Source organism: Sporosarcina sp. P12(2017), from assembly GCF_002743035.1.
GTDB classification, from domain to species: Bacteria; Bacillota; Bacilli; order Bacillales_A; family Planococcaceae; genus Sporosarcina; species Sporosarcina ureae.
In genome coordinates this window covers 44,756-59,254 of record NZ_PDYL01000006.1, presented here as the reverse complement: position 1 = coordinate 59,254, position 14,499 = coordinate 44,756, and the positions used below count along the sequence as shown (strand labels likewise).

Genomic DNA, 14,499 nt, shown 5'->3' with positions numbered 1-14,499 from the left:
CAAACCTCCTACTTCATCATTCGCTCTATATCATACCATAATCTTGGCCAATGTGAGAGCGCGGTATCTGTGAAATGTAGAAGTTTGCTGGCCATCCGTTGCTGTTGCGCTAGTGGCAACGACAACAGATGCAACCATTCTCGAAGCACTTCATTCGGATATAAAAGCTTCGCTAGTGACTGGTTTGACAAGGTTTGCAGCGCCGGATGCTCACCCATCAAAAAAGTCGGATTGTAAGAAATTTGTGGCAACACACGATGCATCCACAACACACGTTCATCCTCTTCCGTTCCGAGGCAGGCTAAATCAAAATCGATAAAGCGAATATTCCCATTTGAGTCGCGCAAAATATTATGATGTACAACATCCCCATGCAACAGCGTCAGCGAGTGAACAGGAGGCGATTCTTTCTTCGCAATGTGCAGTGCATCCTGTCCATACTTTAACAGCTGGTCAATCGTCGAGGAAGCCAGAAACGCTCCACACATTTGCCGCACCTCTTCAAACCGCGCAAGCCGGATTTCCCACTTCTCGATCATATGATAATACGGAAGACAGGAAATCGACTGCCAATCAATCGTATATTTCGTATCATGTAATGCTTGCAGCGCACGGAACGAATCGATACGGTCAATTCTACGCTTAAAGTTGACCGCTTTCGCATTTTCAAGCCACGGCTGCATGATCAACAGCGGATCCGATTTATCGACAATCGGCAAGATATATGGAAAATGTTGTGCATTAAGTAATTGATGAACTTGCCGAACTTTCACAGCTTGAGCTTGTGATGCATACTTCTTTACAGAATACACTGCTCCGCCTGATTCCATTTTCCAGACATTCTTTTTGATTTTGGTAAATCGCTGATTGTCTGCCATACGCGGTTACTGGTTTCGGTGCCAGTCCTCCTGTATTGGCATCGGCTGTTGTGGAGGTGCATTACACCCACAATCACCCTGATAACCTGGAGGTTGTTGCCACATCGGATGCATTGGCATTGGCATCGGCATCATTTGCGGATACGGCATCCATTGCATCGCCGGCATACATTCTGGTTGTGTCGACCATTGAGGCTGAACCGGCCAATTCGGTGAGCAATGCGGTTGATTTGACGGACACCATGACGGCGGAGTATCCGCTTTAGGCGGCATTGTCGGTTGTTGCGGCATTGGCATAGGTGCAGGCTGTTGAGGCATTGGCTGCATCACAGGCGGCTTCGGTTGGGGTTTTGGTTTTGGCATCGGATTCGGTTTCATGTGTAATGAACTGGATTCGATCAACTGCCAACCGTCTGGCATAGGTGCGGGAACCGGTTTATGGTGATGAGGTGTCTCCTCACACCACTTCGATGACTCTTTTGGCGGCATCGGTTTGATTGGTGCCTGCATAGGCGGTTGCATCGGCGGCATAGGCTGCATTGGTTGTTGCGGCATATGTGGATGGCAGTCCGCATCGAAAATTGGCATCCATCCGCAAATCGGGAATACTGCCTGCCACATCGGTGGAGCCTGCATACTTGGCGGCATCGGCATATGTGGTGCCGTTGGAGTCTGCGGTTGTTGCGGCATCGCTGGCGGTGCTGGGGCCGGTTGCTGTTGCATCGGCGGTACTTGCGGCATTGGCTTTTGCTGCATCGGCGGCATCTGTGGCGCTTTTGGTAGTTGCGGCACTTGATTCGTTGATGGTTTCGTTTGTGGAGGTGCCGGTTTTGAAGGCTTCTCCTGGTGTGGCGGCTTCATCGGTTTTTCCTGATGTGGTTTCTCAGTTGGCTTCTCCTGCGGTTTCGTGTGATCACCTTTATGTTGAGGCTTTTTCTTATCCATCGGCAAAAATATTTTCATGCCGGGAACGATATAGTCCGGATTCGCCAGGTGCGCATTTACCCGCTTCAATTCCTCGAACGGTATACCGTATTGTCTTGCGATCTTCCATAATGTATCACCCTTGACGACAATATGAACTTCCACTTACAATTCCCCCTTCCATCAATCCATCGTATGAACGGACGCCTACTTTTGTGACAATGTGTGTAGGCCTCCTCTCTTGTTATGTATATTCGTAGGAAAATGGTTTATTCCAAATAAATAACCATCCTGTTGAATAGAGGATCGTGGAATGAAGTCATTTCATATAGAGTGGTCACGGGATTGAAACTCCAGCCGGCAGATACTTTTCCATGAGCCCACGGTGAGCGAGCTTGTCACGGCTCTCGTTCCTTTGTTGTTCTGCTAATCGGGCTGGCCCATCAAGAGTCGCCGTCTGCTTCCGCTTCAATCCTACTTTTTTAGTGGATGGCCGTAGAACTCTTATTTGCGATAGTGCGTGAATTAGTAAAGCCCTTGAACTTAGTTAAGTTCAAGGGCAGTTCAAGTTCTTTTTCAAGTACAGTTACGTAATACATGCCAATCTACTGATGCATGCCATTGCCAGCCTATCCTAACTCAGGAGATAAATTCCCCAGACTCATAGGCATAGTACGTTCCGAACGAGCGTGCTGTGCAGCCTAGTGCGTCTAGCTCTTCCATTGCGCCCTTCATCATCGGATGGTCCTCAGATTCATTAATATCAATAATAAAGAAATAATGACCAAGGCCCGTCTTTAACGGTCGTGACTCAATCTTGCTCAAGTTCAGTCGGCGCCACGAGAACACTGACAGAATTTGATGCAACATCCCTGGACGGTCATCTTCAGGCAACTTCACCATCAACGTCGTCTTCATCGTAGAAATATGCTTTGAATGCTCCAGCTTCTCCTTGCGCAACGACAGCACGACGAAGCGTGTATGGTTGAAGTGGAAGTCGTGAATATTTTCCTCTGCTATATGTAAACCGTACGTTTCTGCTGCCAAACGGTTGCCAATTGCTGCCACACGCAGTTCTGGCTGTTCAGATATAGATTTCGCTGCCGCCGCCGTAGACGTTGTCTGAATTAGCGGAACTCCTCGGTAACGATACTGCAAAAACTTATGACATTGCGCCAACGCATGCGGATGAGACTGAATCGAATCCAATTCCCCCAAATGATTCACCTGTGATTTATTCACTAACATATGTTGCTCAATTGGCGTGGAAATTTCAGCAGTAATGAACAACTCTTCACTATTGAATAAATAATCAATCGTTAACGGAACGGATCCCTCAAGTGCATTCTCCAACGGGACGACCGCGTAGGCAACATGTCCTTCTGTCACCGCTTCTATACAATCTGGAATCGTCGGACGTGGCGTTAAGCCTTCCATGCCGAATAAATCGGACGCTGCAATATGAGTGAATGATGCTTCAGGTCCCAAATATGCAACGGAAGGTACATACTTCTTTTCTGTCATGATTCTTTCATCTCCCCACTGATTTAAGAGGTTAGAAAACCCCTGAACTAATTAAGTCAACGGAATCAATAAATCGAGGTGCTTTGAGTCGCTGTAAAAATGCTTCTACCTTAATTTCCATTTCCGTCACATCCAACGATAACGTAATGTTCGCGCGCCCCTGGACAGGAATCGTCTGGTGAATCGTCAATACATTACACTTCGCCTCTGAGACGACTTCCAAAAGCACAGCTAACGAACCTTTTAAATCTTCCAGTTGAATAAAAATCGTCAAAATCCGGTCCCGTGCGATCGATTCGAACGGGAACACGGCATCACGATATTTATAGAAGGCACTGCGTGACAGACCGACCCGTTTGGTTGCTTCTTGGATCGTCGTCACTTCGCCCCTTGCCATCATACGTTTAGCTTCCAGCATTTTCTGCATTGACTCGGTCAATACATCTTCGCGGACTAAATAAAACTGGCCTTCCCCGATTTGTTCCATTTTGCTCCCCCCAAAACGAGCCAATCCGGTCTTACTCCAAGAACTCGAACTCGTAGCTCATGATACGTACGATATCGCCGTTTTTCGCACCACGTTCACGTAACGCTTCGTCGATTCCCATACCACGCATCTGACGCGAGAACTTGCGGACTGATTGATCGAAGTTGAAATCGGTCATCTGGAACAAACGCTCCAACGTATAACCCGACAACATGAATGCCCCATCATCGTCACGTGAAATAATGAAATCAGGTCCAGTCGTTTCATGCTTATACAATACAGAGTTACTGGCTTCTTCATCCGCATCAGTCAACATCGGGAATTCCGGTGTAGTTTCAAGCAGATCTAAAATTGCATACAGTAATGGATCTAAACCTGTTCTCGTCAATGCTGAAATCGGGAACACTTGAATCTCTTCATCACCAAGCGCTTCTTTAAATATTTCCAGATTCTCTTGCGCATCCGGCATATCCATTTTATTTGCCACAATAATTTGTGGACGTTCAGTCAAACGCATATTGTACTGCTCTAGCTCTTTATTGATCGTCTGGTAATCTTCAAACGGCTCACGACCTTCAAGTCCTGACATATCGATGACGTGCACGATTACGCGCGTACGTTCGATGTGACGCAAGAATTGATGTCCTAGTCCAATCCCTTCATGCGCGCCTTCAATCAACCCAGGCAAATCCGCCATGACGAATGTACGGTGATCATCCGTTTCGATCATTCCGAGGTTCGGAACTAATGTAGTAAAGTGATAATCCGCAATTTTCGGCTTCGCTGAAGAAACGACTGACAGTAACGTGGATTTACCAACACTCGGGAATCCAACAAGACCAACGTCAGCGAGAACTTTCAATTCAAGCACGATATCTTTACTAACACCTGGCTCTCCTTTTTCAGAAAGCTCAGGCGCTGTGTTCTGTGGCGTAACGAAACGGCTATTACCGCGTCCTCCACGCCCACCACGTGCGATGACTGCTTGCTGGCCATGTTCCACCAAATCCGCGATAATCGTTTCGGTTTCCGCATCTTTGACGACTGTGCCAGGCGGAACTTTTACAATCATATGCTTACCGCTACGACCGTGCATATTTTTACTCTGACCGTGTTCTCCGCGATCCGCTTTAAAATGACGCTGATAACGGAAATCCATTAACGTACGCAATCCTTCATCCACGATAAAGATGACATCTGCGCCTTTCCCGCCATCGCCACCGGATGGCCCACCATTAGCTATATATTTTTCACGACGGAACGAAACCATACCATCGCCACCGTCGCCACCTTTTACAAATACTTTAACGTGATCCACAAACATAATTTATAATCCTCCTAATTGTCCACTGATGGTAAACGTCCATTGATTCGGTTCACCGAGGACTTCGACCGTAAGCTGAGATGAATGTTCTGGGATGTCTAGTTGCTTCGCGTACAGCTCGGTAAATGTCAGTTGCATACTCCAAGAAGCAGTTTCCGTCGTGACTTCAATCGTCACAGGACAATCTGCGTAGCGCTGGATTTTCGCTTCCACAGCCAGCACAACTTGTTCCAAGTATTCGACCAGCTCTTGGTCAATTTCACTTGAATCAATTTTTTCTGTAATATCACAATACAATTGCACCTTTAGAACTGGATATCGCCACCCAAGTGTCGTGATCCATTCCTCAGTAAGTGGCATGTCCATTTTTTGCAGCAATGCCTCTCGCTGCATGTCCCCCGTTTTCTCGAGAATGCAGTTTCGCGCTTCTGTATATTTCCCCATATCAATATTCATGAGGATTAATTGCAGATCATTCATGTGATCGTGTCGACTAAATCTCACTGCCTGCGACACATTTAGCTCATTTTTCCCCATATTTTCACCACCAGCTGTTTTCGTACTTCTTAGTATAGCATTTTCGCGCGCAAATCACTAAAAAAATCATCACCTGCAGACAAATTGCCTGAAATGTATGACCAGTCGTCTTCTAGATTGGTCAAGCGCTCATTATTTATCGGTAAGCGCTCAATAAATCTTGTATCCGCTCATAGAGACGTACAAGCGATCATACATACTCGCTATCCGCTCTATCTGCAAAACTAAGCGCTCATACTCCCCTAACATTCGCTCATAACACACCAATCTTGACATAAGAAAAAGGACTGCAACAAGTGCAGTCCTTTTCACATCGTCACGCTATCCAATTAAGCTTCTTGCGTTGCTGCTGGGTAGACACTGACTTTCTTTTTGTCGCGGCCAAGACGTTCAAAACGAACGACGCCGTCGATTTTTGCGAATAGAGTATCATCTCCACCGCGACCAACGTTTTCACCTGGGTGAACTTTTGTTCCACGCTGGCGATAAAGGATTGATCCTCCAGAAACGATTTGTCCATCTGCGCGCTTAGCACCAAGACGTTTCGAATGTGAGTCACGACCGTTCTTAGTAGAACCTACACCTTTTTTCGATGCGAAAAACTGAAGATCTAAACGTAACATAGCTGCCACCTCCTACTTTTTAAAGGATAATTTTATATAATCTGCATAGTCTAATTCAATCGTTTGTAAAGAAATAATCATTGCTTGCAGGAGCAGCTGAACTTGCGCATCTTGATCCGTTACCGGAAACGCCACACGTAAGTATCCACCATCCGCACCTTGATCAACATCAGGTTCAATCGAAGTCAATTGCATAATAGCATTCACCGCACCAAATGATACGGCAGAAGCACCAGCACAAACTAGATCTTGTCCGTGTTCAGCAAAGTTTGCATGACCATCCATCTCAAAAACTGAGATGCGCCCAGAAGGCTCTTTCATAATTCTGACATGTATCATGCCGGATTATAGATTGATTCCGTCAATAACGATTTTCGTGTATGGCTGACGGTGTCCTTGTTTTTTACGGTAGTTTTTCTTTGCCTTATATTTGAAAACAACAATTTTCTTTGCGCGGCCTTGCTTGACAACCTTACCTGTTACAGTTGCGCCTTCTACGAATGGAGCACCGACTTTAACGTCATCTCCGCCCACCATTAGCACCTTGTCAAAAGTTACCACTTCATCCGCTTCACCAGCAACCTTCTCAATGAAGATCTCTTGGCCTGCTTCAACTTTGATTTGTTTTCCACCAGTTTCAATAATTGCGTACATACTTGCACCTCCTCTAATTATACAGACTCGCCTTGACAGGTGATTCAACCTACGAATACTTGAACCTGTTTAGTGCGGTTGTAGCACGGGTGCTACAATCAATAACAGTAAAATATTATCACATAGAAAAGAGCAGGTCAAGCATTATTCCTATAATCTTTTAAAAGAAGGAAGTTTCTTTTTTAGTGAGCTGTTCAAAGACCCGCTCGTACCTTCTAAAACGATAGGAAATAATGTTCTGCACTGCTAAAAATGATGTGATAATGACGAGTGGCAAACTATCCGGCAAATATGCAGTGAAAAATGCACAAAGCGATGCAGACACGATGATGGAATACAGTAAGAAGTTCGAGCGCGTAGTGTATTTCGTCGCGTCCGTCTCCAGCAAAACAGACACCACTTGTCCACCGTCAAGAGGTAGAATCGGTAATAAATTCACACTCAACAAAATCAGTTGAATCTTTACAAACTGCGCATCACCCGGGAATGTCAAACACATGCCAAGTACTAACAAAACGGCTGTCGCGACAGGTCCTCCGAGCGCCACGATCAGCCGTTGCTGTTTACTTGCCAGCTGCCGATTAACAAATTGCAATTCCCCTCCATACGGTAAAATTGTACAACTCCTAATTTTCATCCCGACGTGTCGAGCGGCCAATACGTGTCCTAGTTCATGAAAAAGTAAAGAGAATAAGAGCATCGCGTACAATGACACACCACCGACGATCATGAAAAATAAAAAGATCGGCAACAATACCGGATGAATACGATACTTCATTGCTGACCGCCTGACATATACGTTGCCAGCACAGTAGGCTCTAGCGGTATCCCATTGCGTTTCACGCGGATATACACTGCTTCCTCGTCCATCATCGCAATCTCATCCCCAAGCCTTACAGCCGTGTATGGAAGTGTCGAGAACGAGCCTACGAATCCATACGTTACCTCATCACCGTTATCGTACTGAACAGTCACCGTCTTCCCTGACTGTCTTGTATAGCCTGTAAAGACGACGAGCCCGCTTCCTTGTGAAGTAATCGACATCGGTTGAGTATACGAGATAATAGCACCGTCTTGATAGGGCTGGAACGATTCGTACGCCTCAAACGGATTAAATACGGAATCCCCGGACACCGTGATGACTTCATCTTCTGCCATCCAGGAAGACACCCACTTCTTCATCACCACAAAATCTTTCCCTGTCGTCACATATTGCGTAATCGGTATATTGACTAACTGGCGTTCTTCCAGTTTTGATAAACCTACAACAGACACCATCAGCACAATAGCGATGATCCATTTTGTTTTCCATTTCATCACGTCCCCTCCCTTACCTGCAGTGTATGAAAAGAGGGAGAATTAAATGACGAATGAAAAAAACTCAGTACCATAAAAGGCACTGAGATTTAAGTTTGTATTATTTACTGAACATGTTCTTGATCTTGCCGAAGAATCCTGCTTTGCTTTTCTCCATCGTCATCAATGGCACAGACTCACCTAAGATTCGTCGTGAAATATTGCGATAACCAATTGCAGCAGGGTTTGTCGGGTCCATCACGACAGGTTCGCCTTTATTTGAAGCAGATATAACGTTTTGATCATCCATTACGATACCTAATAAATCAATCGACAAATGTGTCGTGATTTCATTGACATCCAATGTTTCACCGCTTTCCATCATACCGCTTCTAATGCGGTTGATGATCAATTTCGGCGGCTCCAGTCCTTCTTCTGCTTCAAGCAGTCCAATAATACGGTCAGCGTCACGCACAGCAGAAATTTCTGGAGTCGTCACGACAATCGCGCGGTCCGCACCAGAAATCGCATTTTTAAAGCCTTGCTCAATTCCTGCAGGGCAATCAATCAAGACATAATCATAATCTTGTTTTAATTCTAAAACAAGCTTTTTCATCTGTTCCGGATTCACAGCACTCTTATCAGTCGTCTGTGCTGCTGGCAGCAAGAACAATCGGTCCTCGAAACGCTTATCTTTCACAAGAGCCTGATGAACTTTACAACGCTCTTCCACTACATCGACCAAATCATAAATGATCCGGTTTTCTAAGCCTAGAATTACGTCCAAGTTACGCAGACCGATATCTGTATCCACTAAACACACTTTTTTCCCTTGTAACGCAAGAGCGGTACCAAGATTAGCTGACGTTGTTGTTTTTCCAACGCCACCTTTACCAGAAGTAATGACAATTGCTTCTCCCAAATTATATACCTCCCTTAAATGTAGCAAGGTCCGGACGTAAATATCGGAGCTCCTGAAGACGGTCTATCGCAATCTGCCCATTCTTTTGAAGATACGCACATTCCATTTCAGGTTGCTCAGAAAGAATCGTCAATTCGTCGGTCATGATCTCGATCTTATCCGCAATTTTCAGATGCGTTGCTTCCAGCCAAGATGCAGCAATGACTGCATCTTTATTGCCTTGTGCTCCCGCATGCGCAATGCCTTTAACACGGCCCAGTACATATATACTGCCGCCTGCAATGACTTGTGCACTCTGATTCACGTCACCGATAATGACCAAATCGCCATCAGCTTTTACAACCTGACCCGATCGAACGATTCCTATATAGGTTTCGGACTGCTTCTCGATCAACTTTCTCTCACACTCTTTTAACGAAATGACGTCACTATGTACCTTCGAAACTCGCAAATGAGGGGAAGTATGAATGACCGATTGAATCTTGTTCATGTCTTTCTCGTCACAATAACGATGTCCTAGATGCAACTGTACTTCAGACACACCTTCAAGTACGCTGCTCTGCACTTTTTCTTTCAACTCACCTAGCAATTCGGTAAATGCGCAATGGTCATCTAATCGTAATACTAAGCCGTCTTTTGTTCCTTTTATCGTTATCAACTGTGATTTCGTCACCTACATCACCTCACAATACTTAAAAACCTGCTTGTTTTTGAAAAAATCTTTTCTCTGTAATCTGTTTGAACATATAGCCGAACATCACGATAAATAATGAATTCGCAATCATTGTCGGAATGAGTCGACTCGTGAAGAATTCGCCGAAATCAATAGACGTTAACGCAATCACACTAGCAAAAAAGTACGACAACAATTCCAGTAACACAATCATTACTACTGATAATACCATAACCGTCACGGTATGACGCTCAATTTGTCGAATTATTAACGCCGCAACATAACAAATCAGCGGATACATGAATGTGTATAATCCAATAATATCAATATGATACATATCATACAACAGTCCGAGGACAAATCCGTAAATAATCGCTCGCTTGCTATTATAATACGTCGCAATAAAAATTAAATAGACCATTAGGAACCTAGGCACCGTGATGTATAACTCACTGTTTATTTCAATTGGTGAAAACAGACTGAATATGGGTTCCAGGAAAAATAACAGGATAGCAATTAAAGGAATGATGAATCGGATCATGACTCATCGTCCCCTTCTGCATCTGCGGAGTTGCCTCCGTCGGTCCCGTCAACCACTGTCATGGTTCGCTTCGCAATCATCACGTGATCTAGTTGTGAGAAAGTGGCTGCTGGTTTTATATACGCTAGTTTCGTCAGACCATAGTCATCCGTGGAAACTTCGGTTACTTCCCCTATTAAAATACCTTTAGGGAAGATTCCTCCGAGACCTGAAGATATGACTTGCATTCCTTTTTTTACATTGAAGCTTGAATCTAGACGCTTCATGATCAACTGTCCGGAAGTTCGATCGTATCCTTCGATCAAACCGAACATTTCTTTTTCGCCAACTACCATTGCCGCCACACGAAAATCGCTATTTTCCGTCGAGATTAATTCGACTGTGGATGTAAATGGAGTCGACAAAATGACCTTCCCAATCAAGCCTTGTGCCGTCATGACCGCCATATTGACGTCCACTCCAGCCGTTGTTCCTTTGTCGATGATGATTTTCTCTTCCCATTGATCAGGATTGCGTGAAATCACTGTGGACTGAATTGGCTCAAATGCGCGCAGATCCTCTTGTTTATCAATGATTCCCCGCAGCTTCACATTATTCGCTTTGACATCCACTAACTCCGCTTGCATGGCGGCATACGTTTCCAGACGCTTTTTTAATCGTTTGTTTTCTTCGTATGTATTAAGCATCGTATCAATATTTTCAATAAGTCCCGTCACAAAATGGGCTGGTTTCGTAACAAGCGACTGCCCAAAACCTACGACATCCTTCACTGCTTGTTCCGGAACATTTGCATGATTTCGGTCGCGAAGTGAAAATGCAATTAATGCCACAAGGACGATTACTCCTACTAATAAAATGATTAATCGTTTATTGGAAAAAAAACGCGGCATTGCCTACATCTCCTCCAATTAATATTATGATTGAATTTTCTTAATGAGTTCTAAGTTATCCAAAGCCTTACCCGTTCCAATTACTACACAGTCAAGTGTATCTCCTGCTACAAAGGCAGGCATTTTTGTTTCCTCGGAAATAGCTTTATCGAGGTTACGAAGTAATGATCCGCCACCCGTTAAGACAATTCCACGCTCCATGACGTCTGACGCCAGTTCAGGTGGTGTCTGCTCAAGCGTCTTTCTCATACCTTCAATTATTAAATCCATCGGCTCTCTCAATGCTTTCGTAATTTCCTGCGAATTAATTTCCATCGTTTTCGGCAGACCCGTCAATAAGTCGCGACCGTGGATATCCATCTTTTCCGTCTTATCCAAATCAAACGCTGAACCAATTTGCATCTTGATGTTTTCAGCCGTACGTTCACCGATCATCAATTTATATTCTTTACGGATATACGTTATGATAGCCGTATCCATAGAATCTCCGCCTACACGGATCGAAGTGCTTGTTACAATGCCACCTAGAGAAATGATGGCCACTTCCGTCGTACCTCCACCTATATCGACGACCATACTGCCGGTTGGTTCCCATACTGGTAAATCTGCACCGATCGCAGCCGCAAAAGGTTCTTCAATCGTATATGCTTCTTTCGCACCCGCTTGACGTGCAGCATCGATCACTGCGCGTTGCTCCACAGATGTAATACCATAGGGCACACAAACCATGACAGTCGGCTTCGTCCATGAAGTTCCTGCTGATTTTAGCGCTTCTTTTAAATAATGACGAATCATAGCAGTTGTTGTTTCAAAATCTGCAATAACTCCTTCTCGCATCGGGCGAATGGCCACAACTGAACTCGGCGTACGTCCGATCATGGCATGGGCTTCACTGCCTACCGCAACGATTTCACCCGTCGTCGTATTTTTCGCTACAACAGAAGGCTCCCTTAGCACAATACCTTTATCCTTAATGAAAACTAGAGTATTGGCTGTCCCCAAGTCAATTCCTACGTTTCTTGATCTGAAACCAAACAAGTCAATTCTCCCTTTCTATCAAACCTTCATCGGTATTCTTAAAAGCATACACCACATTATAACGGAAAGGTAACTTAATTTACAGTGTCACCCGGCCAGTTTGCAAAAAACATCGAAAAAGAGACTGATTTCCCAGTCTCTCCACTTTTTCGCGACAAAATTCATGTTTTTATATGTAGCCTTTGTCTTTTAAACTGATGAATTTCTGATCACCGATGATGATATGATCGAGCACATCCACGCCCATGATCTGACCCGCTTCCATCAAGCGCTTTGTCACTTCGATATCTTCTCTTGAAGGCGTCGTGTCACCGCTCGGATGATTATGTGAAATAATCATCGATGCAGCCGAACGTTTGAAAGCTTCACGGAACACTTCGCGTGGATGTACTATGGAAGAATTCAAACTGCCAATGAAAATCGTCTGCTTATGTAGCACTTCATTTTTGACATTTAAAAATAACACAACAAAGTGTTCTTGGTTCAACGACGACATATCCGTCATCAAATAATTCGCGGCATCTTCAGGTGAACGGATCTTATACCGTTCATGCGGTGCAGTCCGATACAAGCGCTTGCCGAGTTCTGCTGCAGCTAGTAACTGCACCGCCTTCGCTTCACCAATCCCTTTAATCTTCGTCATCTCATCCACCGTCAGCTCTTTCAAATCTTGCAAACGGTCAATCGTAGACAACACACGGTTGGCGAGTACGAGAACAGACTCTGAGCGTGAACCTGTGCGCAGCAGGATCGCCATTAACTCCTGATTGGATAAACTGCTCGCCCCTTCTCGTATCAAACGCTCACGGGGCCTGTCAGCGATATGCACATCGCGGATCATCATTTGCGGTGCCAGATCAAGAGGCATCACGCGCCACCGCCTTCTAAAATCAGCAACCCTTCTTGACGCATACGGTTGACCAGATCACTGACCGGCAACCCTACGATGTTTTGATAATCACCTACCATATTTTCCACAAACAGCATTCCTTGCGTTTGGATGCCGTACGCGCCCGCTTTATCTGAAGCATCCCCTGATTTCACATAAGCGGAAACGAGCTCTTCATCCAGTTTTCTAAACTTCACTTGAGACAAACCAGCAAACTGAATCGTCTTACCGTTAGCCAGGATTGTTACACCCGTAATCACTTCATGCAACTCTCCAGACAGCTCCATTAAGAAGTCAATGGCCTGCGCGTCATCTTCGGGTTTCGGGAATACTCTGCCGTCTTTCACTACAATCGTATCTGCCGCAATGACGATCTCTTCTTCTGATTCAAATACCGCAAGCGCCTTTCGCTCCGATAAACCAACCGCATACTCATATGGCTCTTCGGGTGTAAACGGCACATCCTCATCCACATCACTCGGTCTCACCGAAAAATTAATTCCTGCTAACTGCAATAGTTCTTTACGTCTCGGCGAAGAAGATGCGAGCACGATAGGTTTTAAACTGTTAAATTTCATTGGAACAACCCCCTTTTTCATAGTGTACGCTATTCTACACGATTTGAAAAAAGGGCAAAATTCAATTCTTCCCCCGTATATTGGGTCAAAATTGAATTTTGAAGCATGGGTCTTGGTCCGAATAGTGTGCCAACAGATGCAGTCTCGCGACAGAGGAATCCTTTGTAAACGCAGTGATGGCGGTCACTTTCTTCGCAAAGTCTCCACCTTTCTTCGCATCTTTTCCATCCTTAGACAATTCAATTTTCGATAGATCTTCGGATAACAGCGCTTTTCTCACCTCACCGGCATCTGCAGACTTGCAAGCGCCCGGTACGACTGTGATTCTCTTCTTGAACGCATCTTCACCTTCCTTCAACAGGACATCGCTCTCTTTCAGCCATACTGCTCCCCAAACATAGAACTGTCCGCCTGCTGACACGACAGCCGTACTAGCGAGACTCGGATTCTCGGCCACGAAATCCGTCGCTGCTTCCTGGCTAGAAAACACGCCATGTTGCTTGACGAACATCGTATCTCCGCCCTCAACTGCCCCTCCCTTCTCCTCTGTCTTTGGCCCAGTCGTCGCTACCGTTTCACTCGCCTTATCCTCTTTCCCTCCCGTAGTCGATATCGTTAGCCCGATCACTAGCACCGCGACCAAGCCGATCGCCACTCCTTGCACTAACGCCCGAATCACAATGTTCTTTGAATACGTCCTGCGGAAATTCATTCCATCACT

19 protein-coding genes and 1 other annotated feature are annotated in these 14,499 nt (G+C 45.1%); all 19 genes read right to left on the bottom strand.

From position 1 onward, the window contains the following. Positions 1 to 8: 8 nt before the first annotated feature. The gene (locus tag CSV80_RS06195; protein WP_099670056.1) at positions 9 to 878 is read right to left on the bottom strand and encodes a phosphotransferase; all 870 of its coding nucleotides are present in this window, start codon (positions 876 to 878) and stop codon (positions 9 to 11) included. Between the two features lie 6 nt (positions 879 to 884). Then, a complete protein-coding gene (locus CSV80_RS17475) occupies positions 885 to 1,967 on the bottom strand; it encodes a LysM peptidoglycan-binding domain-containing protein (RefSeq protein WP_158231865.1) in 1,083 nt (360 codons plus the stop codon). Positions 1,968 to 2,441: 474 nt separating this feature from the next. Beyond that, positions 2,442 to 3,326 carry a prephenate dehydratase gene (gene pheA, locus CSV80_RS06185; RefSeq protein WP_099670055.1) on the bottom strand — a complete coding sequence of 295 codons (885 nt, stop codon included), beginning with the start codon at positions 3,324 to 3,326 and terminating at the stop codon, positions 2,442 to 2,444. A 31-nt stretch (positions 3,327 to 3,357) separates the two neighbouring features. Continuing rightward, positions 3,358 to 3,813, bottom strand: a complete 456-nt coding sequence (locus CSV80_RS06180; RefSeq protein WP_029053700.1) for an ACT domain-containing protein — start codon at positions 3,811 to 3,813, stop codon at positions 3,358 to 3,360. A 31-nt stretch (positions 3,814 to 3,844) separates the two neighbouring features. Beyond that, entirely contained in the window at positions 3,845 to 5,137 is a 1,293-nt protein-coding gene (obgE, locus tag CSV80_RS06175) for a GTPase ObgE (protein WP_099670054.1), read from the bottom strand. Positions 5,138 to 5,140: 3 nt separating this feature from the next. Beyond that, on the bottom strand, positions 5,141 to 5,674 hold the full coding sequence (locus CSV80_RS06170; protein WP_099670053.1) for a Spo0B domain-containing protein: 534 nt from the start codon (positions 5,672 to 5,674) through the stop codon (positions 5,141 to 5,143). Between the two features lie 329 nt (positions 5,675 to 6,003). Continuing rightward, positions 6,004 to 6,297, bottom strand: a complete 294-nt coding sequence (gene rpmA / locus CSV80_RS06165) for a 50S ribosomal protein L27 (RefSeq protein ID WP_029053698.1) — start codon at positions 6,295 to 6,297, stop codon at positions 6,004 to 6,006. Between the two features lie 12 nt (positions 6,298 to 6,309). Next, positions 6,310 to 6,636: a ribosomal-processing cysteine protease Prp gene (locus tag CSV80_RS06160; RefSeq protein WP_029053697.1), complete on the bottom strand. Its 327-nt coding sequence runs from the start codon at positions 6,634 to 6,636 to the stop codon at positions 6,310 to 6,312. A 6-nt stretch (positions 6,637 to 6,642) separates the two neighbouring features. Next, positions 6,643 to 6,951 (bottom strand): 50S ribosomal protein L21, encoded by a 309-nt coding sequence (gene rplU / locus CSV80_RS06155; RefSeq protein WP_029053696.1) that lies wholly within the window; start codon positions 6,949 to 6,951, stop codon positions 6,643 to 6,645. 13 nt (positions 6,952 to 6,964) lie between these two features. After that, positions 6,965 to 7,041, bottom strand: a sequence feature (ribosomal protein L21 leader region). A gap of 70 nt (positions 7,042 to 7,111) precedes the next feature. After that, the gene (locus CSV80_RS06150; RefSeq protein WP_099670052.1) at positions 7,112 to 7,729 is read right to left on the bottom strand and encodes a metalloprotease; all 618 of its coding nucleotides are present in this window, start codon (positions 7,727 to 7,729) and stop codon (positions 7,112 to 7,114) included. Further along, a complete protein-coding gene (locus CSV80_RS06145) occupies positions 7,726 to 8,268 on the bottom strand; it encodes a peptidoglycan DD-metalloendopeptidase family protein (RefSeq protein WP_099670051.1) in 543 nt (180 codons plus the stop codon). Before CSV80_RS06145 ends, CSV80_RS06150 begins: the two co-directional genes overlap by 4 nt. A 100-nt stretch (positions 8,269 to 8,368) precedes the next feature. Next, positions 8,369 to 9,169, bottom strand: a complete 801-nt coding sequence (minD, locus tag CSV80_RS06140) for a septum site-determining protein MinD (RefSeq protein ID WP_099670050.1) — start codon at positions 9,167 to 9,169, stop codon at positions 8,369 to 8,371. Position 9,170: 1 nt separating this feature from the next. Then, the gene (gene minC, locus CSV80_RS06135) at positions 9,171 to 9,842 is read right to left on the bottom strand and encodes a septum site-determining protein MinC (protein WP_029053692.1); all 672 of its coding nucleotides are present in this window, start codon (positions 9,840 to 9,842) and stop codon (positions 9,171 to 9,173) included. 19 nt (positions 9,843 to 9,861) lie between these two features. Then, positions 9,862 to 10,383, bottom strand: coding sequence for a rod shape-determining protein MreD (mreD, locus tag CSV80_RS06130; RefSeq protein WP_099670049.1), 522 nt, complete (start codon positions 10,381 to 10,383; stop codon positions 9,862 to 9,864). Then, entirely contained in the window at positions 10,380 to 11,273 is an 894-nt protein-coding gene (mreC, locus tag CSV80_RS06125) for a rod shape-determining protein MreC (protein ID WP_099670048.1), read from the bottom strand. Before mreC ends, mreD begins: the two co-directional genes overlap by 4 nt. Before the next feature lie 24 nt (positions 11,274 to 11,297). Next, positions 11,298 to 12,311, bottom strand: coding sequence for a rod shape-determining protein (locus CSV80_RS06120; protein WP_099670047.1), 1,014 nt, complete (start codon positions 12,309 to 12,311; stop codon positions 11,298 to 11,300). A gap of 169 nt (positions 12,312 to 12,480) precedes the next feature. Continuing rightward, positions 12,481 to 13,179: a RadC family protein gene (gene radC / locus CSV80_RS06115; protein ID WP_029053688.1), complete on the bottom strand. Its 699-nt coding sequence runs from the start codon at positions 13,177 to 13,179 to the stop codon at positions 12,481 to 12,483. Further along, complete coding sequence (locus CSV80_RS06110) at positions 13,179 to 13,778, bottom strand: Maf family protein (RefSeq protein ID WP_158231864.1); 600 nt, start codon at positions 13,776 to 13,778, stop codon at positions 13,179 to 13,181. Before CSV80_RS06110 ends, radC begins: the two co-directional genes overlap by 1 nt. An 85-nt stretch (positions 13,779 to 13,863) precedes the next feature. Then, a complete protein-coding gene (locus tag CSV80_RS06105; RefSeq protein WP_099670045.1) occupies positions 13,864 to 14,490 on the bottom strand; it encodes a hypothetical protein in 627 nt (208 codons plus the stop codon). Positions 14,491 to 14,499 lie beyond the last annotated feature (9 nt).

Bases quoted from the DNA above. Each gene is read 5' to 3' on its own strand.
- mreC (WP_099670048.1), bottom strand. From the start codon at position 11,273: ATGCCGCGTTTTTTTTCCAATAAACGATTAATCATTTTATTAGTAGGA.
- CSV80_RS06180 (WP_029053700.1), bottom strand. From the start codon at position 3,813: ATGGAACAAATCGGGGAAGGCCAGTTTTATTTAGTCCGCGAAGATGTA.
- CSV80_RS06160 (WP_029053697.1), bottom strand. From the start codon at position 6,636: ATGATACATGTCAGAATTATGAAAGAGCCTTCTGGGCGCATCTCAGTT.
- CSV80_RS06150 (WP_099670052.1), bottom strand. From the start codon at position 7,729: ATGAAGTATCGTATTCATCCGGTATTGTTGCCGATCTTTTTATTTTTC.
- CSV80_RS06195 (WP_099670056.1), bottom strand. From the start codon at position 878: ATGGCAGACAATCAGCGATTTACCAAAATCAAAAAGAATGTCTGGAAA.
- rpmA (WP_029053698.1), bottom strand. From the start codon at position 6,297: ATGTTACGTTTAGATCTTCAGTTTTTCGCATCGAAAAAAGGTGTAGGT.
- pheA (WP_099670055.1), bottom strand. From the start codon at position 3,326: ATGACAGAAAAGAAGTATGTACCTTCCGTTGCATATTTGGGACCTGAA.
- CSV80_RS06170 (WP_099670053.1), bottom strand. From the start codon at position 5,674: ATGGGGAAAAATGAGCTAAATGTGTCGCAGGCAGTGAGATTTAGTCGA.
- CSV80_RS06110 (WP_158231864.1), bottom strand. From the start codon at position 13,778: ATGAAATTTAACAGTTTAAAACCTATCGTGCTCGCATCTTCTTCGCCG.
- CSV80_RS06145 (WP_099670051.1), bottom strand. From the start codon at position 8,268: ATGAAATGGAAAACAAAATGGATCATCGCTATTGTGCTGATGGTGTCT.
- mreD (WP_099670049.1), bottom strand. From the start codon at position 10,383: ATGATCCGATTCATCATTCCTTTAATTGCTATCCTGTTATTTTTCCTG.
- obgE (WP_099670054.1), bottom strand. From the start codon at position 5,137: ATGTTTGTGGATCACGTTAAAGTATTTGTAAAAGGTGGCGACGGTGGC.
- CSV80_RS06105 (WP_099670045.1), bottom strand. From the start codon at position 14,490: ATGAATTTCCGCAGGACGTATTCAAAGAACATTGTGATTCGGGCGTTA.
- rplU (WP_029053696.1), bottom strand. From the start codon at position 6,951: ATGTACGCAATTATTGAAACTGGTGGAAAACAAATCAAAGTTGAAGCA.
- radC (WP_029053688.1), bottom strand. From the start codon at position 13,179: ATGCCTCTTGATCTGGCACCGCAAATGATGATCCGCGATGTGCATATC.